This is a genomic window from Fibrobacter sp. UWT3 (assembly GCF_900230125.1).
Taxonomy (GTDB): Bacteria; Fibrobacterota; Fibrobacteria; order Fibrobacterales; family Fibrobacteraceae; genus Fibrobacter.
In genome coordinates this window covers 16,759-41,063 of sequence record NZ_OCSS01000003.1, presented here as the reverse complement: position 1 = coordinate 41,063, position 24,305 = coordinate 16,759, and the positions used below count along the sequence as shown (strand labels likewise).

General features: G+C 53.2%; 20 protein-coding genes and 2 pseudogenes. 14 read left to right on the top strand and 8 right to left on the bottom strand.

Going from position 1 to position 24,305, the window contains the following annotated elements; genetic code table 11:
• The first annotated feature begins 14 nt into the window (after positions 1–14).
• On the top strand, positions 15–713 hold the full coding sequence (locus CRO08_RS11785; protein WP_097036360.1) for a hypothetical protein: 699 nt from the start codon (positions 15–17) through the stop codon (positions 711–713).
• 16 nt (positions 714–729) lie between these two features.
• Positions 730–1,668: an ABC transporter ATP-binding protein gene (locus CRO08_RS11780; RefSeq protein WP_255252347.1), complete on the top strand. Its 939-nt coding sequence runs from the start codon at positions 730–732 to the stop codon at positions 1,666–1,668.
• A 74-nt stretch (positions 1,669–1,742) separates the two neighbouring features.
• Here the strand turns inward: CRO08_RS11780 and CRO08_RS11775 are convergent, their stop codons facing one another.
• Positions 1,743–3,644: a BamA/TamA family outer membrane protein gene (locus tag CRO08_RS11775; protein ID WP_097036359.1), complete on the bottom strand. Its 1,902-nt coding sequence runs from the start codon at positions 3,642–3,644 to the stop codon at positions 1,743–1,745.
• Positions 3,641–7,555, bottom strand: a complete 3,915-nt coding sequence (locus tag CRO08_RS11770) for a hypothetical protein (protein WP_141398356.1) — start codon at positions 7,553–7,555, stop codon at positions 3,641–3,643. The genes CRO08_RS11775 and CRO08_RS11770 overlap by 4 nt, the downstream gene beginning before the upstream one ends.
• 322 nt (positions 7,556–7,877) lie before the next feature.
• On the opposite strand from CRO08_RS11770, the gene CRO08_RS11765 reads away from it, so the two are divergent.
• From CRO08_RS11765 to CRO08_RS11740, 6 genes are all read left to right on the top strand, one after another.
• Positions 7,878–9,299: a hypothetical protein gene (locus CRO08_RS11765; RefSeq protein WP_097036357.1), complete on the top strand. Its 1,422-nt coding sequence runs from the start codon at positions 7,878–7,880 to the stop codon at positions 9,297–9,299.
• Between the two features lie 121 nt (positions 9,300–9,420).
• Entirely contained in the window at positions 9,421–11,448 is a 2,028-nt protein-coding gene (locus CRO08_RS11760) for a peptidyl-prolyl cis-trans isomerase (RefSeq protein WP_176495141.1), read from the top strand.
• 41 nt (positions 11,449–11,489) lie between these two features.
• A complete protein-coding gene (ndk, locus tag CRO08_RS11755; RefSeq protein ID WP_072797367.1) occupies positions 11,490–11,942 on the top strand; it encodes a nucleoside-diphosphate kinase in 453 nt (150 codons plus the stop codon).
• Between the two features lie 36 nt (positions 11,943–11,978).
• Positions 11,979–12,773 carry a succinate dehydrogenase cytochrome b subunit gene (locus tag CRO08_RS11750; protein WP_097036355.1) on the top strand — a complete coding sequence of 265 codons (795 nt, stop codon included), beginning with the start codon at positions 11,979–11,981 and terminating at the stop codon, positions 12,771–12,773.
• A gap of 12 nt (positions 12,774–12,785) precedes the next feature.
• Positions 12,786–14,699 (top strand): fumarate reductase/succinate dehydrogenase flavoprotein subunit, encoded by a 1,914-nt coding sequence (locus CRO08_RS11745; RefSeq protein ID WP_073114345.1) that lies wholly within the window; start codon positions 12,786–12,788, stop codon positions 14,697–14,699.
• On the top strand, positions 14,699–15,475 hold the full coding sequence (locus CRO08_RS11740; protein WP_073054923.1) for a succinate dehydrogenase/fumarate reductase iron-sulfur subunit: 777 nt from the start codon (positions 14,699–14,701) through the stop codon (positions 15,473–15,475). The genes CRO08_RS11745 and CRO08_RS11740 overlap by 1 nt, the downstream gene beginning before the upstream one ends.
• A gap of 91 nt (positions 15,476–15,566) precedes the next feature.
• Here the strand turns inward: CRO08_RS11740 and CRO08_RS11735 are convergent, their stop codons facing one another.
• From CRO08_RS11735 to CRO08_RS11720, 5 genes are all read right to left on the bottom strand, one after another.
• A complete protein-coding gene (locus tag CRO08_RS11735; protein WP_097036354.1) occupies positions 15,567–15,980 on the bottom strand; it encodes a putative toxin-antitoxin system toxin component, PIN family in 414 nt (137 codons plus the stop codon).
• Positions 15,977–16,264, bottom strand: coding sequence for a type II toxin-antitoxin system RelB/DinJ family antitoxin (locus CRO08_RS11730; protein ID WP_097036353.1), 288 nt, complete (start codon positions 16,262–16,264; stop codon positions 15,977–15,979). Before CRO08_RS11730 ends, CRO08_RS11735 begins: the two co-directional genes overlap by 4 nt.
• 695 nt (positions 16,265–16,959) lie before the next feature.
• Complete coding sequence (locus CRO08_RS16765; protein ID WP_141398355.1) at positions 16,960–17,313, bottom strand: hypothetical protein; 354 nt, start codon at positions 17,311–17,313, stop codon at positions 16,960–16,962.
• Between the two features lie 55 nt (positions 17,314–17,368).
• Complete coding sequence (locus CRO08_RS11725) at positions 17,369–18,217, bottom strand: IS3 family transposase (RefSeq protein WP_176495014.1); 849 nt, start codon at positions 18,215–18,217, stop codon at positions 17,369–17,371.
• A gap of 17 nt (positions 18,218–18,234) precedes the next feature.
• Positions 18,235–18,564: a transposase gene (locus tag CRO08_RS11720; protein WP_097034692.1), complete on the bottom strand. Its 330-nt coding sequence runs from the start codon at positions 18,562–18,564 to the stop codon at positions 18,235–18,237.
• 65 nt (positions 18,565–18,629) lie between these two features.
• On the opposite strand from CRO08_RS11720, the pseudogene CRO08_RS11715 reads away from it, so the two are divergent.
• From CRO08_RS11715 to CRO08_RS11690, 6 genes and pseudogenes are all read left to right on the top strand, one after another.
• Positions 18,630–19,712 (top strand): annotated as a pseudogene (locus tag CRO08_RS11715) (adenine-specific methyltransferase EcoRI family protein); the annotation flags it as partial.
• Positions 19,713–19,721: 9 nt separating this feature from the next.
• Positions 19,722–20,920: pseudogene (locus tag CRO08_RS11710) on the top strand (HNH endonuclease family protein).
• A gap of 251 nt (positions 20,921–21,171) precedes the next feature.
• Positions 21,172–21,357, top strand: coding sequence for a UPF0175 family protein (locus tag CRO08_RS11705; protein ID WP_217990590.1), 186 nt, complete (start codon positions 21,172–21,174; stop codon positions 21,355–21,357).
• 83 nt (positions 21,358–21,440) lie between these two features.
• Positions 21,441–22,232, top strand: a complete 792-nt coding sequence (locus CRO08_RS11700; RefSeq protein ID WP_097036351.1) for an amino acid ABC transporter substrate-binding protein — start codon at positions 21,441–21,443, stop codon at positions 22,230–22,232.
• A gap of 85 nt (positions 22,233–22,317) precedes the next feature.
• Positions 22,318–22,977 (top strand): amino acid ABC transporter permease, encoded by a 660-nt coding sequence (locus tag CRO08_RS11695; protein WP_073114339.1) that lies wholly within the window; start codon positions 22,318–22,320, stop codon positions 22,975–22,977.
• An 8-nt stretch (positions 22,978–22,985) separates the two neighbouring features.
• Complete coding sequence (locus tag CRO08_RS11690; RefSeq protein WP_097036350.1) at positions 22,986–23,780, top strand: amino acid ABC transporter ATP-binding protein; 795 nt, start codon at positions 22,986–22,988, stop codon at positions 23,778–23,780.
• Between the two features lie 31 nt (positions 23,781–23,811).
• Here the strand turns inward: CRO08_RS11690 and CRO08_RS11685 are convergent, their stop codons facing one another.
• Positions 23,812–24,258 (bottom strand): hypothetical protein, encoded by a 447-nt coding sequence (locus CRO08_RS11685; protein WP_097036349.1) that lies wholly within the window; start codon positions 24,256–24,258, stop codon positions 23,812–23,814.
• Positions 24,259–24,305 lie beyond the last annotated feature (47 nt).

Genomic DNA, 24,305 nt, shown 5'->3' with positions numbered 1-24,305 from the left:
AAACAAGAGGTTTTATGCAGTCCTGGACTGAAATCAAGAAGATCGAGAACCCGACCGAAGAACAGCAGCTCGAGGCGATTGGCCTCAACTGGTATGCAATCAGTCTTATCGAGAACCCGACTGTTGCCGCGCAGAAGGCGGCGTTCGCGCAGAACGTGCAGGCGATTCTCTACATCAAGAATGGCCTTTGCGAAGATTTGAAGGTGGCGCTCAACGCTCTCGACGAGCCTGCGCTCCTTGCCGCGGTGAACGGCGACCCGAACATTTTGAAGTTCGTGACGAACCCGGAACTTCTCAAGGCTGCGGTACGCAACGACTGGAAAATCGTGAAGAAGATTGACAACGCGGGCGAGGACCTGTGGGCCGAGGCGGTGCGTGCGAGTGCCGATGCGGTCAAGGCCGTGCCGTTCATGGGCGAAAAGATTCAGGCGGCGCTCGTGGAACGCGACTGGCACGCCCTGCAAGATATCGTGCGCCCGTCGGCTGCCATTGTGATTGCCGCGGTGAAGCAGGATTATCACGCACTTGAGTTCGTGAGCATCAAGGACCGTACGGAGCCGGTGCAGCTTGCCGCTGTGCGTACGGACTGGCGATGCATCCAGTACTTGCAGCGTGCAAGCGAAAAGGTGCAGATGGAGGCGGTGCGCCAGACGAAGGACGCTTTCGCGCTCATCAAGAACCCCGCCGAGGCGGTCAAGGAATTCTGCAAGTAGTTTTGCGGTGCTCGCGATGGAAAACCCGCTGGTAAAAGTCGAGAACGTCTCGTTCCGTTACCCGAAATCAGGCGTGGACGCGCTTTCGGGTGTGTCGCTCGAAATCCCGCGGGGGAGTTTCTTTGCGCTGCTTGGCCCGAATGGGGCGGGGAAGACTACGCTGTTGCGCCTTCTGTGCGGGCGTTTCGCGAAATTCTCGGGAACGATTGAACTTGCAGACGACGTGCGCGGGTCTAATACGCATTCTGGCGCGAAGGGGGTTGCAGGTTCGGGTTCGCGAGGTTCGTTCCTCGACCCGCTCGCCTGCGGTATACTGCTCGAGAATCCGGGCATATACCCGAAACTTTCGATAAACGAGTACGTGGACTATTTCGTGGGGTTCTATGCGGCCCGCATTCCCGAGTGGAATGAGACTGAGGCCCGCGAACGCATTGCCCGCTTGGCGAAGAGCCTGGAACTCCCGCCGCTCGATACCCGTATGGGCAAGCTTTCGCTCGGGAACCGCCAGAAGGTGCAGTTGCTGCGCGCGATGGCTCCTGCGCCGCGTCTTTTGATTCTGGACGAGCCGGTGGCGAATCTCGACCCGATGTCGCGCGAGACGGTGTGGAAACTCATTGCGGACTGGCGCAGGCAGGAAGGCGGTACGGCCATCGTGTGCTCGCATATCCTCGCCGAGATGGAAGAGGAGGCGACTGACTTCGCGATTATCGACCGCGGGCACGTCTTGAAGAGCGGGCGGGTCGCCGACATCGCGAGCGAAACCGCGACGTTCCGGGTGGAAGTCCGCGACAATTTATCGGCAGGCAAAATGTCCGCGGGCAATACTCCTGTGGACAATTCGCCCGCCTTTCCGACTCCCGAAAAAATTCGCGACATTCTCGCCGCCGCCGGAATCGAAGCCGACGTTGCTCCCGCGCAAGCGAGCCTTTCTCGCCTCTACCGCGAGACGGTTTAGTTCCTGCAATAAACGTCCCGCTCCCCGCGATAAACATCTCGTTCCCTGAAATACCAGTAACCAATAACCAACAACTAGAACGTCTGCGACAAGTCGAACGCAAACCTGCCCCAGGCAAAGCCTTCGAGGCTCCAGTCACTCAGGTTCTTCTTGAACGCGTAATCCAGGCGGAATGTGAGGAACTGCCAGCGGTAACGCAGCCCGAGGCCGAGCGCTTCTTTCGCAGTTTCTTTGTACAAGTCGCGTTCGTTGTCCATCACGCGGGTCCAGTCGTAAAACTGCACAATCTGCCAGTGCCTCCAGCCCTTCCAGGGGAGCGTCCAGCGGATTTCTTCGTTTATGCGCAGGTACATCGGGGTAAGTCCCGTGTTGATGACCGTGTCAATGACCTCGTTGCCATCGTCGTCGGTACTGGTAGTGTAGCTCTCGTAACTCGCGAAGATGCTGCGGAATCGGTACCCGCGCACAGAACGTGAACCGCCTTGGTAAAACACGCGCGCATCGTCTTCAAGCGCCTTCTCGAAGAACTTGCCCACGCTCCCGCTCAGCGCTCCGTAGAATGTCCAGAACAGCGGGTGGTAGAGATTCACGGTTGCCTCGCCGTAGGTGTACGGGTTGCCTATCATGGTGAGCTTTTCGAGGTCTGCGTTCAGGTTCGTGCCCGCGCCTACGGTCGGTGCCACGCGCACACCCTTCGTGGGGTTGAAGTAGTCGTCGGTGTAGTCGAAGGTGAGCGCTATTTCGCCCTTCACCTTGTACATGTCGGCTCCGTTCTTGCTCACGAAACGCGTATCGAGCGTCCCGCGGAATCGGATGTGGTCGGTAATGCCGAATGTCAGGTCGCCGCGGTTGATGATTTCGTAACGCTCTTCGACGCTATCGGGGTAGGCCGGCGGGGCGGTCTTTTCGTGGTTGAAACTCAGGCGGTCTTCAAGGCGGATTGCCGTGGGGATAAACGTGAAAGATGTCCCGAAGAGTAGCGGGTTTGCGTAGCCGAGTGAAATTTCCTGCTTGTTCTCTGCCAGCAGGAACGAGGTGGAAAATTCGTTGAACTTACCGAAGAAGTTTTTGTGCCTTGCGTACGCGATGGCGCCGAACCCGTACATTTCTTCGTAGAACAGGCCGTAGCGCGCTTCGCCGGGTACGCGCTCGGTCACGTTCAGGTGAATGTCCGATAGCCCGTCTGTCCTCAGGGAATCGGTAAGTTTAATTTGTGTGAATAACTGCGTAGAAAGTAATTTTGACTTGAATGTGTTGAACTGGTTACCGTCAATGATTTCGCCTTGCGGGATTTTCCATAGCGACGATAGCCATGTGGTATCGGAAAGCCCCGCCTCTTGTTCTTTCTTGGACTTGTCGAGGTTTTTCTGTGCGGTACTCACCATGTTTCCCATGATGACCATTGCACCCGGGTTCACGATAATCTCGACCATGATGATTTTTTGCGTTGTGTCTATGAGTTCGCCCGGCAACACGTAGGTGTGCAGGTAGCCCGCCTTGCGGTAGGTCTGCTGGATAAACTGGATGTCTTCGGCGATGTCGTCTTGCGAGAAAATCCTTTCCTTGTCGTTCGTGCGGAGCTTGCTCATGTCAATATCGATCTTGGACGAATCGGGCACGATGATGCTTGTCCCGCCAAACCGGTAGCGTTCGCCTTCGCGCAGCGAGATGACGTAAACGCGCTTGCGTTTGTTCTCGGAATCGACTTCACGCTTGATTTCCATTTTCATGCTGAGGCTGAAGAACCCTTGCGAATAGTAGAGCGCGCGAATGTTTTCGGTGGCAAGGCCCATCATAAAGTCTTGCTTTGTGGTATCGAGGTTCCCGAATTCGTCGGGAACTTCGAGTTGCTCGTTTAACTGGAAATTTGAAAACACAACGTTTCCGTCGAATTGCACCTTCCAGGGGTTCTTCTCCGTATCTTCGGCAAAGACGAATGCGATTGCAAAAAGCAGGAAGCAGATTAGTTTTTTCATTTTTGTGCCTCCTTCTCCTCGCTATCCTTGAGCGATGCGTTGGAGGATATCGTTTCGCAGTAGCCCAGGCCTAGCAGGCACGCGTTCCAGAATCGGTAACCGTAGTTGAGGCCGACGTTCTTTTCGAGTCGGTTCTCGTTAGAACTTGCTCCCGTGTTGGTGAGGTACTGCTTCGAGATGAGCTGCCCGTTCAGGTAGAGCGACGGGTTGAGGTGGTTCTTGTGCGAGAACGACTTGTCCTGGAATACGGGGAGCGTGTAGGTCACGCCGAATTGCAGGGCCTGGTCATATGTCGGGTTTTCGCTCTGGTCCTGCGTGTAACCGAAGATGAACTTCATGTTCTTCACCCAGCGGTCGAGTGAAATCGGTATCTTGAAGTAGCTTGAATCCTTGTCGCTTGTGGTGTTGTTGCTGAACAGCATCACCTTCATGTCGATATCGCCGATATACTCGCCGCCGAGCGTCTTGTTGGCCGTGGTAGAAATCATCTTGCCGATAGCCTTGCCGGCAATCTTGTTCCAGTCGGTCGATTCGTCGTTGTTGTCGGCGATGCACCCGAGGATGATATTGTAGTAGGTGGCTGCTGCGCTCGATTCAGTACCGCAGTTGCTCGTAGGCGTGGGCTGCGGGTTCGTAATCGTTCCCGTAATGTCGAAGTTGATGGGGCAGGTCTCATTTTCCTTTTCGCCAGTGTCGTCGCAGTAGGGGAGTTCCTGCGCACTCGATACTTCGAGTACACCGTGTTGCCACGGGACGTCCATCCACGAGATGCTGAAGGAGTTCAGTTCGAATTCGTAAAGGTCCTGCACGCCGATAAAGCCCGCATTGGAATTCGTTACGTCGCCACGCAGGAGCGGCCTGTTGGTGTTGCCGAGCACCCAGAAGTCAAACGTGAAGGGGAATGTCGCGAACGGAGTCACGATGGCGATGGAATCTCTCTGCGAGTCGTTCACGTGAACCATCAGGTTGATGGGGCTTGCGGTAGAAATCTTCGCTTCCTGCGCTTCGGTGGTACGCAACCTGGTGATGAAGTTGTTGAACATCGTGAGGATGCGGTTGAGCGAATTCGGCGTTATCTGGAACTCGAGCGCCTTGTAGTAGATCATCTTGTCGACGATGAGTTTGCCCGAAATGGATTTGTTCTGGAGTCGGTCGCTGGTGGAACGCGGTATAGTAAAGTCGAGGTTGCTCTGAGCCTGTATCTCGCCTTCGCCGAATGTTTCGTCGAAGAAGTTGTACTGGATGTAGGGGAGGCTCACCGATACCACCAGCTCGTTGTCGTAGTCTTCGAGCGAGCCCGAGACATCCTTCACCATTATGGAATGCTGCCCGGACTTGAGGCTGAACTGGTCGGAACTGATGTTGAAGCGTTCAAGCTTCATGCTGTCGAGGCTGTATGCCGCGGTAACGTTGATGGTTTCGCCTTCGTTGTTGCGGGTCGAAAATTCGGTGATTTCGGCAATCCCGTTTTCGAGGTGCCCCCTCACGCGGAACGGGACGAGCCTGCTCATCTTGGGAGGCTGGTAGAACGTGGAATCCGAGGTAATCTCTGCGGTTATGCCCTTGATACCTTCCTTGAGCTTTGCGGAAACGTCTATCTGCAGGTCGGTGCGCTTGATTTCTGTTGTGGTGCCCGGGATAAACCATGCGCCCGATACATTCGCCTTGCCCGTGAATGTGTACAGCGAGTCTATGATGCCCTCGACGGCGACGTCGCCGCCGTTGTCGGTGCTGTGGCTTACGCTCACGTGGCGCTCGCTGCTGAACACGTTGTCGACGATAACCTGCGAGGAACCCGCCCATCCACCGTTGCCGATGTTCACGTACGAATTGAGTTCTACCTTGTCGCCCTCGGCGAAAAGGTTCACCTTGTCTACCTTGAGTATGGTGTGTGCAATCTTCTTGAATTCAAGCTGCGTGAAGTCGATGTTGCCGAGCAGGCCCTTGCCTTCTTCGTACGCGATGTCGCCGCTCATGAATCCGTTGGCAAGAGTCGTGTCGTTGAGCGGTTCCAGTAGCACCGGAATGCTGAAGTCCTTTGCCGACGCCCACGCGTGAATCACCTGTATGGGCAGGAACGCTGTTGGCTTGAATTCCGGGTTGGAGTCGTTCGGAAGGATAAACGCCGCTTCTGCTTCCACCATGTTCTTGTCTTGCATGGCCTGGAACCTGTCGATGAAGATGGAGTCCCCGCTCTGCCTTGCTTTCACGTGTGCGCGGATTTCGAACGGGTCGTAGTTTCCTTCGGCAAACACGTCAATCGAGCCCACGTTGTCGGTGAAGTTTTGCCGCCAGTGTCCGGATACGGTGCCGTAGATGTCGTTGCTTATCTTTAGCTTTGCGAACGGGATGGTGTTGATGTTCACGCTGTCGGCCTGTACCTCGATGGTGATGGAGTCGGTCCATGCGATGTACGCGTAGGCATGCCCGCCTTCGCGCTGCGTCACGTCCCAGGAGGTGTGCGGGTCTTCGTGATTCCACATCACGTCGCCGAAGAAGTCAAACGTTTCCTTTTCGCCGTAGATGATGCCGTTGCTGAACAGGATGCCGTTCCTGTTGAGGTCGAGTTCCACTTCGAGCGAATCGGCCTTCATCTGGTAGGCGAAGTCCACGTTCGGGATTTTCGCCTTCGCGTGTAGCACCCCGTTCTGGAAGTTGCCATCGATGGTAAAGCGGTTGCGGAGCGTGAGGTTTCCGAAGTTCCAGTCCAGCGCCCACGGTTCGTACGGCGAGAAGTCTCCCTCAAACGTGACGAGCAGTTTGTCACCCAGGTTAACGACCGCGTCGATTGTGGAACCCTGGCGCGTCTCGAAGCTCACGTCTATGCGGTCGCCTTCCTTGTGCGCGGAATGGATTTTCATGTCGAGCGGCATCATGTGCGGGCCGAATATGGAACTCATGTACTCGACGTACCCGCTAATATCGCCGTCGAGATTCTTGTCCATGTCGCCCTCGAGCATAATGTGCCCGCCCTCGTCGTTGTACAGGTCTACGTGCACGTGGTAGCGCTCGTCGTCGCCCTTCAGGTTTATCTTCGCGTTGCTTGCCATCAGGGGCCAGAACTCGCCGACCCTCGTCTGCAGGTTCAGGTTGTACTTGGGTTTGCGCGTCTTCGGGTCGAAGCTCACGTCGCCGTTCACCTTGATTGCCCCGATGGTCGGTACCGCGGGCGGAATTTCCACGGGTATCCAGTCCTCGGGCTTCTTCACTTCCATGTCCACGTGGGTCTTGACTGCCGCCATGTTGTTCTTCGGCGCCTTCACGTCGAGCTTTATGGCATCCTTGCCGGCCTTGACCTTGCCCTTCACGGCCACGTTCTCGCCTGCGAAGTCCGCGCGGATATCGATGCTTGCCGTTTCTGCAAGGTAGTCGCCCTGGATGCTGTCGAGCTTTATGCTTGCCGCCTGCATACCCTCGCTCTTGATGGAGAGGTCCGTTGCCTGCCAGTGCTTTGCGTCTTCGCTCCCTTCGTTTATATCCACGGAAATCTTCCCGACGCTCGCCTCTACGGGCAGGTAGAACTTGGCCCTTTCCGGGAAGGCGATTTCCCCTATCGGGTCCTTTTTCTTGTCGGTACCGTTTGTGTCGGGGCTCGTCTTGATGCTTGCGGCAAATTCGCCGAGCGAAACTTTGCCGCCCTTGCCTTCGCCCAGGATGGTAATGTCGAGGTTAAAGTCCTTTACGGTGTAGACGTTGTCGCCCTGCTTTACGGTCACGGAATCCCAGGAATGGGTGAGCGGGCCCCCGAGCGTGTACCCGTGGGGGGTGACTTCCACGTCGCCGTAGGTGTGCGGGTTCGACAAGTAGGTAATTATGGCAATACGCGTAAACCAGGCGCCCAGGGCAAGAACGCCAACAACGACCGTCACAATGGCGGCGGTCAAAGCAAATGTCGAAGTACCTATCTTCAACGTGCATAATTATAGAAAACATATTATATGTCGCGGTCCGGAATATGCCAGAAATGGGTGCATAACTCGTTGATGCTCAAAGAGTTGCGTGTACAAGGAGGATTTTGGGCGCCTCTGGGTGTGTGGCTTTTGGTGCGGTCTTTCACTTATGACATACAAATTATGCGATGGATGTCACATATTTTCGTTAACAAATGTTACAAAACGGTTATTTAAAAATTACGGAAAGATTTAAGTAAGCATTTTGTAGTCGGATTTTTTGGCCTGATTGCTAAGTTATGCGCCGTCCAAAACATTTTCTCCTATCCAGGGAAGGAAACTCATGAGGCTCGACAAGGCGAAATCGACCGTATGCCTGTTGGCCATCGCAACGCTGAATACTTTGTCCGTTGCGGGCGGCCTGAACACCAACACCAACCAGTCCGTGCTTTTCCAGCGCAGCGTGGCCCGCGACGCGAGCACCGACGTTGATGCCCCGTACGCGAACCCCTCGGGTACGGCGTTTATGGAAGACGGCCTGTACATTTCGGCAAACAACCAGACGTTCTGGCAGAGCCGCGAGACGACTGTCGAGAAGTCTCCGATATTCAAGGACGGCACGAACTTCAAGGGCAATGCGTTTGTGCCTTCGCTCCCGAGCGTGCTGGTGACCTGGCACCACGGCAACTTTGCGCTTTCGGGCCACATGGGCGTTATTGGCGGTGGCGGCAGGGTAAATTTCGATGACGGTATCCCGAGCTTCTACGCGCTTACATACGCCCCGCTCAAGCAGATGGAGGCGGCACTCGCCGAGAAGGGGCTTACGACCACGAACAGCTCCATCGATGTTTCGCTCGAGGCAAGTTCATATATCTTCGGCGCCACCCTCGGTGCCGCCTACGAGTTCAACAAGATGTTCTCGGTGTATGCTGGTGCGCGCTTTAACTACGCGATGAACAGCTACGACGGATCGCTCGGGAACCTCAGGTTGAATCCGGTTATTCCGGGCGTGAATCCCGATGGCAAGATGGTGGAGGCGTCCACGCTTGCAGAAACATTCGCGACACTTGCGGAAAGCGCGAAGACTCAGGAAGAAAAGGTGCAGTACGCGACGCTCGCGGGCACGTTCGAGACTCTTGACGACAAGATGACGATGGATTTGGAACTGGACCAGACGGGCTTTGGCATTACTCCGATTGTCGGTCTCGGTTTTAAGTACAAACGACTTACTTTGGGTGCAAAGTTCGAGTACAATACCTCCATCGAAATGGAAAACGATACCAAGAAGAACGATACCCCGCTCGAACAGTTTAATGACGGCAGAAAAGACCACAACGATATTCCTTCGTTCCTTGCAATCGGTATAAACTATTCCCTGCTCGATAACCTGCGCCTTGCCTTCGGGTACCACCACTGGTTTGACAGCAAGGCCGATTTCAGCGGCGATCTCGAGGACTACGTGGACGATACGAACGAGTTCCTCTACGGTGTGGAAGTGGACTTCCTTACGCGCTTCACCATAAGCGGTGGCGTGCAGGTGACCCGCTTCGGCATCAAGGACGGCTACATCAGCGACATGAATATCAATATCTCCTCGACGAGTTTCGGGTTTGGGCTTGCCTACCGCATTACGGACTGGATGCGCATGAACCTGAGCTACTTCCACACGCTCTACCAGGATTACGACGAGCAGGTGGAATACGGGATAGACGTGTACAACCGCGACAGCCGTGGTTTTGGCGTGGGTCTCGATTTCAAGATTTAACGTAAAATTTCCTTTGTAGATGCTATAGGGCCGCCCTTCGGGGTGGCCTTTTCTGTTCGGCGTGGGTCTGATTTTTATGAATTGTTTATATTTACGGGGACAAAATATCCAAGAGGATTTGATGAATAGAAAGATTCTTGTTCTGGGTGCCCTTTGCGGCATGGCCCTTGTTGGCTGTAACGGTTTCGGTTCTGGTGAGGGCAGGTTTGCCCAGGTAGATAACGAGACCGTCTATAATACAGATATTGATTTTGCGGTAATGACTTCCGCTACCGGGCGTGCCGATTACGACAACATTGTAAAGGGCGTGCTCACGAGGTCTGCCGTTGTTTCTAAGGCCCTGCAGGAATACCCCGAACTCGGGAAAAACTGGGAATCCTATTCCAAGAACATGGAAGACCGCCTGCTCACGCTCGTGTACCAGCGCTTCTATTCCATGGAAAAGCTCACGTATTCCGATGCCGACCTGAAGGCGTTTTTCGATGCGCATAAGGCCGACTTTGCCGATTCTACGGGCAAGGTCGAGTTTATCGATGTGCGCGGGAAGGTGGCCGACCGCCTGCTGCTCGAACGCGAGGCCGAAAAACTCAAGGAATCGGGTGGCGACACCGCGGCGTTTATCGGCGGCTTCAAGCAGGAGATGGTGCGCAATACCATCAAGACGGTGAAGGAGAAGTTCCCGGTTACGGTCGAGAAGATTGTGCCGCCCGACCCGCAGGGCTACTACGAGAAGCACAAGGAAGAATTCAAGACTGCACCTGCATTTGAAGTCTATCACGTGCAGATGGAAGATTCCGCCGCGCTTGCCAAGCTGTTCAAGAAGCCCGTGGACCTCGAGAAGTTCAAGGCGATTGCCGCGAAGAAGAGCGCGAACAAGGAAACCGCCGCAAATGGCGGCTACGTGGGCGTTGTGAAGGAAGGCTACGCCCTCCCGTACGGGATTGGGATTATCAACGGCCTTGCCGAAGCGTTTACGGGCAAGCCCGAAGGTACGCTGTCGCCGGTGCTGGGTTCGACCCGCACTCCCGGCCGTCATGTGTTCTATCTTGTCCGTGAAATTCCGCCGCAGGTCAAGCCCTATGACCGCGTGAAGGCGGACGTGGAAAACCACATGCTGGGGACGGGATACCTGGAGCTCCCTCCGGATTACGTGCTTATCTCGAAGAACGGCGCCCCGCTTGTTACCGAGAAGCAAATCCTGCAGATATTCGAAGAAGAACCCGGCATGCCGAAGACGAACAATATGCGTGAACGTATTATTCGTAGCCTTGCGGAATGCGCGTCCTTTGCCGACGAGGCTCGTGCGATTGGCCTGGATTCCTCCTGGGAATACCGCGCTCTGGTGCGCCAGACCCGCGACAACTACATCATTTCGCACTACGACGAGATGGCGCAGGCCAAGAACGCTTTGCCCGAGGATTCCCTCAAGGCGTATTTCGAAAAGAACGGCAACCCGGTGCGCCCGAGGCTATCGTACGAAGAATCGAAGACCGACCTGGTTGACTACATCCGCTTCCCCGAGAACGTGCTGAAGCGCGACTACTACTTCAACTACGTCATCAATGCGAAGCGCGCGATGGACGAAACCCGCAAGCAGGTGTTCTCGAACCGCATCGGCGTGCTCCGCAAGGCGCGCAAGGAACGCATTGAGGCCGAAATCTGGGCCAACGCGAAGGTGAAGGTGTTCAAGGAAGGCGTTTCGGTCGAGCAGCCTGCCGCCGGTGCTGCCGCCATGCAGGCTACGGCCGATTCCCTCTACAAGGCCCGCAGTTACGAAGCCGCCGTCGAGCAGTGGAAGAAGGTCCGCGACTTCTATCCCGATAACGACACGCTGTTTGCGAAGGCTACGCTCCAGATTGCCCAGATTCAGTCCGAGGCGGAACAGTATTCCTTCTCCGAGGCGGAATACAACGTGTTCTACAAGATGTGGCCCGACAGCCCGGATGCCGAGAAGGCCATGTTCAGCCGCGGGTTCATCTTGAACGAGAACTTGCACAAGGATACGCTCGCCCTGCAGGTCCTGGAAGAATTCCAGGCCAAGTACCCCAACAGCGAAATGGGGAAGGACGTGAACTGGCTTATCGAGAACATCAAGTCCGGCGGAAAACTCGCCGAAGACCTGATGAAGAAAATCGAGGCGGAAGAGTAATTATCTATATTTCCCACATCTAAAAACAAAAGGTACCTACTATGGAAATGACATTTGCAATGATCAAGCCCAATGCCGTAAAGTCCGGCCTCATTGGGCGCATTATCGACCGTTACATCGCTGCAGGCCTCTCCGTCTGCGCCGTGAAGATGCACCAGATGACCTCTGCCGATGCTCGCGGTTTCTACGCCGAACACGTGGAAAAGCCGTTCTTCCCGGAACTCGAAGCCTACATGACCAAGGGCCCGTCTGTGATGCTCGCCCTCGGCGGCGAAAATGCCATTGCCAAGGTTCGCGCTATCAACGGTGCAACCAATCCGGCTAAGGCGGAACCCGGTACCCTCCGCTACGATTTTGCCCCTTCCATGACCGAAAACGTCGTGCACAGCTCCGACAGTCCTGAATCCGCCAAGCGCGAACTGGACTTCTGGTTCAAGGAAGACGAACGCTACGCTTACGAAATGCCGAGCCTCAAGGCCTGCTGCGTCCTCTAAGTTTAAAACAAAAACCCCTCAAGGAGACACAACTCAATGCAATGGATCATCAAGTATCTTACCTCCTCCATCGGTAAGAAGCAGATCATGGGATGCACGGGTGCGGCACTCGCCCTGTTCATCTTCGGCCACATGTGTGGTAACTTCCAACTCCTGAACTTTGACCAGGCTTCGGCCCAGGCGTCCTACAACGCCTACACCGAGTTCCTGACCGGGTTCAATCCGCTCCACTTCCCGATTAAGATGATCTATCTCGTCGAACTCGGCCTGGTGGCTTGCTTCGCTCTCCATATCTTCCTCGCGGTTACGCTGAAGATCGAGAACAAGAAGGCTCGCGGCGGAATCGACTACGAAGTCAACGCTCGCAAGGGCAAGAAGACTTTCGCGACCTTCACCATGATCTGGTCCGGCCTCTTCATCCTCGGCTTCCTCATCCAGCACCTCATGATGCTCAAGTTCGGCGAACACTACCTGTACCTGAACGACAAGGGCGAAATCGTCCGCGACATGTGGCTCACCACTATCGACATGTTCGCCAACCCCTTCTGGGCTGTGTTCTACGTGATCAGCATGTTCGTTATCGGCATGCACCTGTTCCACGCCATTTCTTCTGCGTTCCAGACCATGGGTATTGCTCACCAGAAGTGGACCCCGATTATCGACATCGCCGGCATCGTCTACAGTGTTGTCGTTGCCCTCGGTTTCGCCATCACCGCTGCAGCATCCTTCTACCTTGCACATCAGCCGGCAACTCAGGATCTCATCGCTAAGTCTCATGCCCTGCAGACTCAGTACGAACAGCAGCTCAACTCTGTTAATGTTCAAAAGTAAAGGAGCCCACTAATGATTCTTGATTCTAAAATCCCCGGTGGTTCCATCGAAGAAAAGTGGACCAAGCACAAGTTCGAACTCAAGCTGGTGAACCCCGCCAACAAGCGTAAGTTCACCGTGATTGTGGTGGGTACTGGCCTTGCCGGTGCTTCTGCCGCTGCTTCCCTCGCCGAACTTGGTTACAATGTCAAGTCTTTCTGCATCCAGGATAGCCCCCGTCGCGCACACTCCATTGCTGCCCAGGGTGGTATCAACGCTGCCAAGAACTACAAGAACGACGGCGACTCCGTTTACCGTCTGTTCTACGATACCGTGAAGGGCGGTGACTTCCGCGCTCGCGAAGCCAACGTGCACCGCTTGGCCGAAAACTCTAACCTCATCATCGACCAGTGCGTCGCCCAGGGTGTTCCGTTCGGTCGTGAATACGGTGGCCTCCTCGACAACCGTTCCTTCGGTGGTACGCAGGTTTCCCGTACGTTCTACGCCCGCGGTCAGACGGGTCAGCAGCTCTTGCTCGGTGCCTACCAGGCCCTCATGCGTCAGGTTGCCGCCGGTAAGGTGAAGATGTTCCCCCGCCGCGAAATGATGGACCTCGTCGTGATCGACGGCAAGGCCCGCGGTATCATCGTCCGTAACCTCATCACTGGCGAACTCGAAAGCCACGTGGGTGACGCTGTCTGCCTTTGCACCGGCGGTTACGGTAACGTCTACTACCTTTCTACAAACGCCCAGGGTTCCAACGTGACGGCCGCTTTCCGTGCCTACAAGCGCGGCGCCCTGTTCGCTAACCCCTGCTACACGCAGATTCACCCGACTTGCATTCCTCGCCACGGCGACCTGCAGTCGAAGCTCACCTTGATGAGTGAATCTCTCCGTAACGACGGCCGTATCTGGGTTCCGCGCAAGGCGGGCGACACCCGCAGCCCGGACCAGATCCCCGAAGAAGACCGCTACTACTACCTGGAAGAAAAGTACCCGAGCTTCGGTAACCTGGTGCCCCGTGACGTGGCTTCCCGTAACGCCAAGCAGGTCTGCGATGCTGGCCTCGGCGTGGGTTCCACCAAGCAGGCCGTTTACCTCGACTTCGCCGACGCTATCCAGCGCATGGGCGTTGCCGGCGTGTCTGCCAAGTACGGCAACCTCTTCCAGATGTACGAAAAGATTACCGACGAAGACCCGTACAAGGTCCCGATGCGCATCTTCCCGGCCATCCACTACACCATGGGCGGCCTCTGGGTGGACTACGATCTGATGTCCACGATTCCGGGCTGCTTCGTTCTCGGTGAAGCCAACTTCTCCGACCACGGTGCAAACCGCCTCGGCGCTTCTGCTCTTATGCAGGGCCTCTCCGACGGTTACTTCGTCATTCCGTTCACCATCGGCGGCTACTTCGCGGGCACCAAGCTCGAGAAGGTTTCCGAATCCGATGCAGCGTTCGAAGACTGCAAGAAGCAGACCGAAGAACGCATCCACAAGCTCCTCTCCATCAAGGGTCACCGCACTGTTAACGATATCCATCGTGAACTCGGTAACATCATGTGGGAATACGTGGGCATGGCCCGTAACGAGGCCGGCCTGAAGACCGCCCTCGAGAAGATTCCGGCCCTCCGTGCCGAATTCTGGGAAAACGTCAACGTGCTCGGTTCCGAAGGTTCCTTCAACCAGAACCTCGAACGTGCCGGCCGCGTGGCTGACTTCCTCGAATTCGCCGAAGTCCTCACTCTCGACGCCCTGCACCGCAAGGAATCTTGCGGTGGCCACTTCCGCGAAGAAAGCCAGACTCCGGAAGGCGAAGCCAAGCGCGACGACGAGAACTTCTGCTACGTGGGTGCCTGGGAATACAAGGGCGACGGTGTCGCACCGGAACTTTCCAAGGAACCTCTTACCTTTGATAACGTCCACCTCGCTACTAGGAGCTACAAATAATGAGCGGACTGAATTTGACTTTGAAGATTTGGCGTCAGAAGGATGCCAAGACCAAGGGACAGTTCGAAACTGTCAAGATCAACGATGTTTCTCCGGACATGTCCTTCCTGGAAATGCTGGACATCGTGAACGAAGAACAGATGAAGCAGGGCAAGGAAGGCTTCGCCTTCGACCACGACTGCCGCGAAGGTATCTGTGGCATGTGCTCTCTCGTCATCAATGGTATGCCGCACGGTCCTGACCATGCGACCACCACTTGCCAGCTTCACATGCGCAAGTTCAAGGATGGCGACACCATCGTGATCGAACCGTGGCGCGCCGCCGCATTCCCGGTTATCCGTGACTGCGCCGTTGACCGTACCGCATTCGACCGCATCATCCAGGCTGGCGGTTTCATTTCTGTGAACACCGGTGCTGCTCCTGAAGCTTCCACGATTCCGGTTCCCAAGGCTGATGCCGACCGCGCCTTCGACGCTGCCGCCTGTATCGGTTGCGGTGCCTGCGTGGCCGCCTGTAAGAACGCATCCGCTATGTTGTTCGTGTCTGCCAAGGTTTCTCACCTCAGCTTCTTGCCGCAGGGCAAGGTCGAAGCGAAGAAGCGCGTCTTGGCCATGGTCGCCCAGATGGACAAGGAAGGCTTCGGCAACTGCACGAACCTTTACGAATGCCAGGCAGCATGCCCGAAGGGTATCACCGTGGATTACATCGCCAAGATGAACCGCGAATACCTCGGCGCTACCGTGACCTACGCCGAAAAGGTGTACGGAAAGGATTAATCCTTAAATGTCATCCCGGACTTGTTCCGGGATCGCCTTTAGCAAAAAGGGACCGCAGTGATGCGGCCCTTTTTGCGTATAAATAAAAGAATTACCTGTTGTCCAAAATACGCAGCATTTCTGCTGGAGTGACGACTTTGGGGTGCTTTGGAAAATGTTTCAGGTTTCCCGTGACAAGAAATGCGTCATCGGTTTTGTTCTTTTCCATTGTGACTTCAAAAAATACGACGTCTTTGGGGTCTGGAAAATTGCCAACAAGCGATTCTACGGTTGTCATGTTTTCGCCGATTGTCTTTAGGCGTGAAAGCAAAAATTCGACAGTCTCTTTTGGAAAATGAAATTTTTCACGGGAGAGCACTTCTTCGTATTCTTGTAAGATAGAATCATTGAAAACAGGAATAATCTCGTGGGCGTAGGTTTGTTGTACGACCTGCCCTGGAATGGAATCCCATTTTAGCAATGCGGAGACCAGCACGTTCGTGTCAATGACTGCGTAGCATTTCATTTGCCGTCTCGGACCTGTGCGATTTCATCGTTGATTTCGTCAAGAGACATGTCTGCGACTCCTGCATCGGCGGCAGACTGCGAAGCCTGTTTCATGGCATCGAGAACATCGGCGGGAGCGGCTGGACGGAGCTTCATACTGAAGGGTATGCCGTTTTCCAGAATGGTTCTGGCAAGGAACATGCGGACGGCTGTCGGCAAGTCGATGCCGAGCTTTTCGTATATGCTTCCTGCTGCAGAACGGGTCTTTTCGTCCACCCTGACTTGCAATAGCGTACTTGGCATGATGGCTCCTTTGCTTTGCAGAAATCTACAAGTGCGTTTGAAGTTGATTATAATACTCCTGTATTAATATACAATATTCTGGATGGAAAAACAAGTCAATCTTGCACTTGTGCACAAGATTTTCAAGGTTGTCTAACTAAAGTTTGCGTTATTTGTGCGGTTGTGTGAAACAAAATGTGTTTTTTTGGTGAAAAATGTTTCACACAAATCAAAAAAAGGACCGCAGCGATGCGGCCCTTTTTGCGTATGGTGGGGAGGGACAAAACCTGATTCGTGGTTCGGTTCTATTTTAGTTAATGTTGCTTTTAAGGGTATTTTTGCGTTTTCCCAATCCGCCTGTGGTGGAAAAAGACTATATTATCCATCGAAAATAGAGTTTTTGCTCTTGTTCTCCATCTGGAAACTAGACACTTTCATGAATACGGAGAATGAGGCGAACGCTCACGTCTGCGACCGGCCTGTGCCTGCCGCATCGTTTTGCTACATGGTCTATTGTTTAAATAGCAGTTTGCCTGTATGCAAGCGGCCTTTTGGGGCGTGAGTTGTTTGCGCTTATTGTATTCGGGCAGTCTAGGCCTCCAGATGATAGGTGCATTCAACTCCACGCCTTTTTTGTATCCAGAAAAAGTTTGGAGGTGTCTGCAAGAACGAGGGTGAACGCTCGTTGAGTATCGCTCTTGTTCTTCATCTGGAAACTAGACACTTTCACGAATACGAGAATAAGACAATGACTCGCCATCGCCTGTGGGTTGCACGGGCGTAGTGTACCCTGGGCGTACTGTATCCGCTCGGGTTTTTGCGGGTGTATTGTATTCTTTTGAAAATGTCGCGCTTTTAGGCGAGGAGTGAGTCGGCTCCCCGCCGTTTCTTTTTGCCTGCACCTCGGCAAGCGAACCGTCCAGAACCGCTCCCATGAGAGTGAACTCGTTCACTTTCAGCATGGAGCAACATGATGGCAAAGAACGATGCGCTAGGAAAGGCGAAAGAAGCGAAGAACGATGTGGATTTGTAGTTTTTTTAATAGTGGGTTCATGAACAACCATATTCATTACCGGTTAAGTTAAATATATCCTTTTTTCTTGTTAAGTGGTATACCCTTGTGGTCTAGGCAGCCTGTTTTGACAGCCTATATTCAACCGGAGTCATGTATCCCAGCGAACTATGGAGCCGTTTCCGGTTGTAGAACAGCTCGATATACCTGAAAGCGGCCTCCCGCACGTCTTCGATGTCCTTGAAGTCACGCCTGTAGGCCATCTCCTTCTTGAAGCTTGCGAAGAAGCTTTCCATGCAGGCGTTGTCGTAGGGGCAGCCCGGGGCGCTCATCGAGGGCGTTATCCCGTTCTCCGAGAGCATCGTGCGGTAACCCATGCTACTGTACTGCACGCCGCGGTCGGAATGGAAGATGAGCCCGTCGTGATGGCCGCGTTGCATGATGGCATTGGACAACGCGCGCTTGACAAGTTCCGTGTCGATGTTCTTGCTTACGGCGTAGCCCACCGCCTCCTTGTTACACAGGTCCAACACCACGGCAAGGTACACCCAGCCAAGCGTAGTCTTGACGTAGGTGATGTCGCCGGCCCAGACGGCGTTCAGGCTGTCGGGATCGAACTTACGCTGCACCAGGTTCTCGCTGTACATGGCGTCGCATTTGCCCTTGCGGTAGGGTTTCCACTTCCTGAGTGTGACTGGATAGAGCCCGTTCTCGCGCATGATGCGGCGCAGTTTCCACACCTTTACCTCGACACCCTTGTCTTGGAGTGCCGCCAGCATCTTCGGGCAACCGTACACGCGGTGGTTTTCTTCGAAGGTGTCGCGGACCTTCTGGACAAGCCGTTCTTCGCGGGCCTTCTTCTCGGCACGTTTTTCCTGCTGGCGCGACCACTGGTAGTAGGAACACTGCGGTATTCCTAGGGCTCTGCACATCTTCCTGACTGAGTATTTCTTGCGGTTCACGTGTATCGCCTCGCATTTCAGTCGTGTGGTCGCATAAAGATGTGCAGGGATTTTTTTAGGATCTCTACCGTCTCCTTCTCGTCCGCAAGCTCCTTTTCACGCTTCTTCAGGAGTTTTTCCAGTTCCCTGTTCTTGGCGGCGAGTTCCTCGACGGACACCTTGCGGATTCGCCGTTCCTCGCGGTAGCTCGGCAGGTTGTGTTCCTTGCGGTACTCGTTTACCCACCGACCGACTGTATTGGGCCCGATTCCGAGTTCCTTGGCTATTTGGTTTGCTGACTTTTCGCCTTTCAGGACCAGCTTGATGACCTGTTCCCTTGTCTCGGAGCTATAGTTGATTTTTGCCATTGTTTTACCTTTTGGGGGTTGCGCAATGAATATAGTAGCTTATGCTACCCTCTTATTAAACTCCTGCATGGTCCAATGAGTTCTATACAATCTATGCGGATATTGAAAAAGAAATGAATGCTTACTTGGAATACGATGAGAATGTATTCCGAAATAAGACAATTTTGTTGCCATGCGATGACCCTGAGTGGAGTAACTTTACCCGCTATTTTGCACAGAATTTTGAAAAGCTCGGTTTGAAGAAATTGATTTCGACATCTTATGCAATAGAATCAAAAAAGTATAAGGTCAAGGATTGGCAACCGACGTTGTTTGAACAGCAGGCTCCTTGGTATGATGTGGATAAGTCGAAAATCAAGGGCAAAATTTTCACGCTTGAGCACGATACCAACAGGAATGGTCGCATTGATATTGAAGATTTGGAATGGAAGTATCTTGAAGGGGATGGTGATTTTCGCTCTGATGAAATTAAGCGGTTGCGTGATGAGGCAGATTTTATAATCACGAATCCACCGTTCAGCCTGTTTAGAGAATTTGTTGCTTGGATTATGGAGTCAGGGAAAAAGTTTGCTGTTATAGGAAATATGAATGCAATTACGTATAAGGAGATTTTTCCGCTAATTAAAGACAATGGCTTATGGCTTGGTGCAACTGGCAATGGCTCTGATATGGTGTTCCGGGTCCCCAAAGGGGCTGTGGTAAAAGATTCTGATCGTGAAAAAGCGGAACGTTTGGGTTATAAAGGTGATTATACCCGGCTGGGTAATTCATGTTGGTATACCAACATCGAACATGGACGTCGCCATGATCCGTTGTCCTTGATGACCATGCAGCAGAATCTGAAATTTTCGAAGCATAAAGAAATAAAAGAGAAAGGATATTTGCATTATGATAACTTCGAAGCTATAGAGGTTCCTTTCACTGACGCAATTCCTAGCGATTATAAAGGCGTAATGGGAGTGCCTATTTCTTTCCTAGATAAGTATTGCCCGGAACAGTTTGAAATTTTGGGAATTAGTCTTGAACTCGCGACTACAAAACCCACTGATTTGCCAAGGGAAAAACAAGGCGGTCCTGCGTTTTATATAAAAGATAATGGAGAATATCAAAGACTTTATTGTCGTATAGTAATTAGGGCAAAGGCATAGGGGTTTATTATGAAAACAGAACTCAAAACATATTCCGTCAAGGAAATTTGCGAAGGCTTTGTCTATAACGAACTCGAAGGCAAGGGCTTGTTCGGGCTGTCGGGAAAACTTACCATTCAGCCCGAATACCAACGTAATTACATCTACGCCGACGGCAAACGTGATGTCGCCGTGATTGACTCCATGCTCAAGGGATATCCGCTGGGACTTATTTATTTTAACAAGATTGACAATGAACATCTTGAAGTTCTTGACGGGCAACAACGCATAACGTCTATCGGACGATTCATCAAAGGAAAGTTCGGTATCGCAGACGCAAACGGAATTCCCCAATATTTTTCTGGACTTCCTGCAGAAAAACAAAAAAACTTGAAGATTACGAGTTGCTAGTTTATGAGTGCGAGGGAGAAGAATCCGATATCAAGGAGTGGTTCAAAACCATTAATATTGTAGGCATCCCATTAAACGAGCAGGAACTGTTGAACGCCATCTATTCAGGGCCGTTTGTAACCGCAGCAAAGGCAGAATTCAGCAATTCCAAGAATTCAAATGTGCAGATGTGGCAGACCTACGTGAAGGGGGAACCGAACCGTCAAGGGATATTGAGCGCAGCTCTCGACTGGGTCAGTGAAGTGATGATTTCTGATGAAGAAGCAAAAAAGTATAAGTTGCCTAAGAAAGATTCTTATATGGCGAAACATCGTCGTGATACGAATATCGATGAATTGAAGACGTATTTCAATACAGTTATTGATTGGGCTTCAAGCGTTTTTGACATGACCGAAAGTGAAATGTGTGGGCTTGAATGGGGTAGATTGTATGAAATCTATCATAAGAATGCGTACAGTCCTAAAGTTGTTCATGATAAGGTGATGACGCTTTATGCTGACCCCTATGTGAAAGACCGCAAGGGAATTTTTGAGTATGTGCTTGGCGGTGAAGTCGATAAAAAGCTTCTGAATGTGCGCGTGTTTGACGAGGCTACGAAGAAAAGCGTTTATGCTGTACAGACTGCCAAGGCGCAAGCAGAAGGAATATCGAATTGTCCGTTCTGTGCAATGTCTGACAATGCGAATAAGAATAAAATCTGGAAACTTACTGATATGGATGCCGACCACGTGACCGCTTGGAGTAAAGGCGGAGCCACTGATCGCTCTAACTGCGAATTGCTTTGCAAGTCACATAATCGGGCTAAAGGGAATAGGTGATTGGTTCCTGCATTTTTTATGTGCGATTTATAAATAGCACGCACAGCCAAGTGTGAAATGCAAACGAAATCCTCGATCTACTGCATCAAACGGCATCGCACAAGCCGGCTAGGTTGCCTATTTCTTGATGAAATTATATATTAAGGATTGAGGAATCCCATGGCAACAGTAACAATGGACATTCCAGAGGATATTGCCGACCTCATGGTATGCGATAATAGAGCGACGAACTCCGCCGCAATGCGTTGTTGTTGTACCCGTTTATCAAGAACGAAACCATATCCCATGGACGTGCCGCGGAAATTCTGGGCGTATCCAAATGGGAACTAATCGAACTTTACGGAAGCGAGGGCTTTCCCTACATCGACCAGAGCTGGGATGAGGCTGAACAGGATGCAGCCAACGTCATGGAACTCCTTGAATCATATAGGCCTTAAATATGAGGTCTGCTTAATTGTCCCTATTCACTAGAATGCGGCCCTTTTTGTATATTTCTCTTGTAAATGAAAAAGGAGCATTTATGAAAAAGCTTATAGCGATGTTTGCGGCGTTTGCGTGTGCCGCGGTTCTTTCTGCCTGTAACGACCAGAAGGCGGAATCCAAGACTCAGGCCGATGAATCCCTGAACAAGGTGAAGACGGCGGGCGAGTTTGTGCTCGGTCTCGACGATTCCTTCCCGCCGATGGGTTTCCGCGACAAGGACAACAACATCGTGGGTTTCGATATCGACCTCGCTACCGAAGTTTGTGCGCGCTTGGGCGTGAAGCTCAAGACGCAGCCGATTTCGTGGGACGCGAAGGAACAGGAACTGAACACCGGCAAGATTGACTGCATCTGGAACGGCATGAGCGTGGACAGCGCCCGCGCAAAGGCCATGAACCTGAGCGACCCGTATCTCAAGAACCGCATGATTTTCACGGTGAAGGACAAGGCACTTGCAAATCTCGCGGCACTTGCCGGCAAGAAGATTGCCGTGCAGAACGGCTCTACCGCCCAGAAGTTGCTGGATGCCTCCGAAGCGGGTAAGGCCGCGAAGGAAATCGTCCCGTTTGATGACAACCAGACGGCGCTCATGGATTTGGACAAGGGTGGCGTTGATGCCGTGTTCCTGGACGAAATCGTGGCCAAGTACTGGATTGTGACGAACGCGAAGGACTTCACGGTGCTCGAGGAAGGCCTTTCCGACGAAGTCTATGCCGTGGGTTTCCGCAAAAAAGACCAGGCCCTGCGTGATGCCGTGAATTCTACCCTGGCAGCCATGAAGGCCGACGGCAAGTTCGACGAAATCTCTGCCAAGTGGTTCGGAAAATAATGAACTGCGTACCAAGTTCGCTGCCGGCACTGAGCGACGCCGAAGGGAGTCTGCCGAAGCGAACCTTGCGTAGGATTGATTATTCATGTCTGACCTGAGCAATTTACTCCCGATTCTCTGGGGCGGCTTCTGCACGACGCTCGCCATTTTCGGGCTTACGCTCCTGTTCTCGATTCCGCTGGGCCTGCTCATCGCTGTCCTCAAGATGAGCAAGTGGCGCGTGGTGCGTTACCCGGTGTCGTTCTACATTTCGGTGATGCGCGGCACCCCTTTGCTGCTCCAGATTGTGGCGATTTATTTCGGTTCCTACTACCTGAGCGAATATGCGGGCGTGGATTTTTCCTTTGACCGCTTCCCGGCGGTAATTGTGGCGTTTTCGATAAACTATGCGGCGTACTTTGCCGAGATTTTCCGCGGGGGTATCCAGTCCATACCCAAGGGGCAGTACGAGGCGGCCTACATGCTGGGCATGACCCGCACGCAGACGTTCTTCCGCATTATCCTCCCGCAGGTGGTAAAGCGCGTGGTGCCCGCGAGCGCGAACGAAGTCATTACGCTGGTGAAGGACACCTCCCTTGCGCAGGTGATTGCGGTGACGGAACTTTTTGCGCTGGCCAAGAAACAGCAGGCCGCCTATGCGAGCATTTACCCGCTGTTCGTGGCGGGCGTATTCTACTATGTGGCGAACCTTTTGCTGAGCGTGCTTTTCGCCTACGTGGAACGCAAGCTCAATTACTATAAGTGAGGCGTGGAATGGAAAACGTGAATGAATCTGCGCCGATCCTCAAGGTAGAACACGTCAAGAAGTCCTTTGGCGACTTGCATGTGCTCAAGGATATTTCTTTTGACCTGAAGGCGGGCGAAGTGCTCTCGATTATCGGGCCCAGCGGCTCCGGCAAGAGTACGCTGTTGCGCTGCCTTACCCAGCTCGAAACGGTTGACGGCGGCCTGGTGCAGGTCGACGGCAAGGACATGGTGGTGCCGAATGATTCGGCGAAGGGCACGGCGGTCAAGTATGCGCCGGCGAAAACGCTCCGCGATATTCGACTTTCTACGGGGCTCGTGTTCCAGAACTTCAACTTGTTCCCGCACTTGACGGTGCTTCAGAATATCTGCCTCGCTCCGGTGCGCGTGTTGGGGGACGACCGCAAAGATGCCCGCGCGATGGGGCGGTTCTTGCTCAAGCGCATGGGCCTTGAAGGCAAGGAAAACGCTTACCCCTGCGAGCTCAGCGGTGGCCAACAGCAGCGCGTGTCCATTGCCCGCGCCCTTGCGATGAACCCGAAGATTCTTTTCTTTGACGAACCCACCTCTGCGCTGGACCCGGAACTGACTGGCGAAGTGCTCAAGATTATCAAGAAACTTGCCGAAGACAAGATGACCATGGTCATCGTGACTCACGAGATGGCTTTTGCCCGCGACGTGGCCGACAAGGTCATCTTCATGGACGGTGGGGTCATCGTGGAACAGGGGACGCCCGACCACGTGTTCCGCAAATCGGGCAACGAACGCCTCGCGCAGTTCCTGAGCAGGTTTTCAAAGGCTTGATTTACCGCACCGCCAGGTGCCCACGCAAATTTTACTTAGGAATAAGAACTCTGCCGTCTGAACAGTAAAGGGATGTGAATGAACCTTCCATATAGAGGTGGTTCATGTCGCAGGTCTCGGCAATCTCGCTGATTTTCTGGCGCACCTCGTTCCAGGCTTCTATGGTGGCATCTTCGCGCTTGCCCAGGTTGTCCTGCAGGTCCTTTGCGATTAGTGCCTGTTCTACGATTTGCTTTTCGCAGTCGGTATAGCCTTCGTTCGTGAACTTCTCTGTGTCGAATACCGGGTCGCAGTCGTCGGAATAGTCGTAGGGGTCTTCGCCGCCGTATGCGCAGGCTATGGTTTGTATGGCAATGGAAGAAAGGAGCAGCTGCGCCCAGTACTTGCGGATGAACCTGAACGGATTGCAGATTTTTGTACTGTTCCCCCAGAATATGGAACACGCGAAAACGCTGATTTTCCTGAGTAGCTTTCTCATGACACTTTCCTCGATCTCTATGGGAAAAATACAATAAATACAGAAAA

Bases quoted from the DNA above. Each gene is read 5' to 3' on its own strand.
- CRO08_RS11785 (WP_097036360.1), top strand. From the start codon at position 15: ATGCAGTCCTGGACTGAAATCAAGAAGATCGAGAACCCGACCGAAGAA.
- CRO08_RS11780 (WP_255252347.1), top strand. From the start codon at position 730: ATGGAAAACCCGCTGGTAAAAGTCGAGAACGTCTCGTTCCGTTACCCG.
- CRO08_RS11775 (WP_097036359.1), bottom strand. From the start codon at position 3,644: ATGAAAAAACTAATCTGCTTCCTGCTTTTTGCAATCGCATTCGTCTTT.
- CRO08_RS11765 (WP_097036357.1), top strand. From the start codon at position 7,878: ATGAGGCTCGACAAGGCGAAATCGACCGTATGCCTGTTGGCCATCGCA.
- CRO08_RS11760 (WP_176495141.1), top strand. From the start codon at position 9,421: ATGAATAGAAAGATTCTTGTTCTGGGTGCCCTTTGCGGCATGGCCCTT.
- ndk (WP_072797367.1), top strand. From the start codon at position 11,490: ATGGAAATGACATTTGCAATGATCAAGCCCAATGCCGTAAAGTCCGGC.
- CRO08_RS11750 (WP_097036355.1), top strand. From the start codon at position 11,979: ATGCAATGGATCATCAAGTATCTTACCTCCTCCATCGGTAAGAAGCAG.
- CRO08_RS11745 (WP_073114345.1), top strand. From the start codon at position 12,786: ATGATTCTTGATTCTAAAATCCCCGGTGGTTCCATCGAAGAAAAGTGG.
- CRO08_RS11740 (WP_073054923.1), top strand. From the start codon at position 14,699: ATGAGCGGACTGAATTTGACTTTGAAGATTTGGCGTCAGAAGGATGCC.
- CRO08_RS11735 (WP_097036354.1), bottom strand. From the start codon at position 15,980: ATGAAATGCTACGCAGTCATTGACACGAACGTGCTGGTCTCCGCATTG.
- CRO08_RS11730 (WP_097036353.1), bottom strand. From the start codon at position 16,264: ATGCCAAGTACGCTATTGCAAGTCAGGGTGGACGAAAAGACCCGTTCT.
- CRO08_RS16765 (WP_141398355.1), bottom strand. From the start codon at position 17,313: ATGAATATGGTTGTTCATGAACCCACTATTAAAAAAACTACAAATCCA.
- CRO08_RS11720 (WP_097034692.1), bottom strand. From the start codon at position 18,564: ATGGCAAAAATCAACTATAGCTCCGAGACAAGGGAACAGGTCATCAAG.
- CRO08_RS11700 (WP_097036351.1), top strand. From the start codon at position 21,441: ATGAAAAAGCTTATAGCGATGTTTGCGGCGTTTGCGTGTGCCGCGGTT.
- CRO08_RS11695 (WP_073114339.1), top strand. From the start codon at position 22,318: ATGTCTGACCTGAGCAATTTACTCCCGATTCTCTGGGGCGGCTTCTGC.
- CRO08_RS11690 (WP_097036350.1), top strand. From the start codon at position 22,986: ATGGAAAACGTGAATGAATCTGCGCCGATCCTCAAGGTAGAACACGTC.
- CRO08_RS11685 (WP_097036349.1), bottom strand. From the start codon at position 24,258: ATGAGAAAGCTACTCAGGAAAATCAGCGTTTTCGCGTGTTCCATATTC.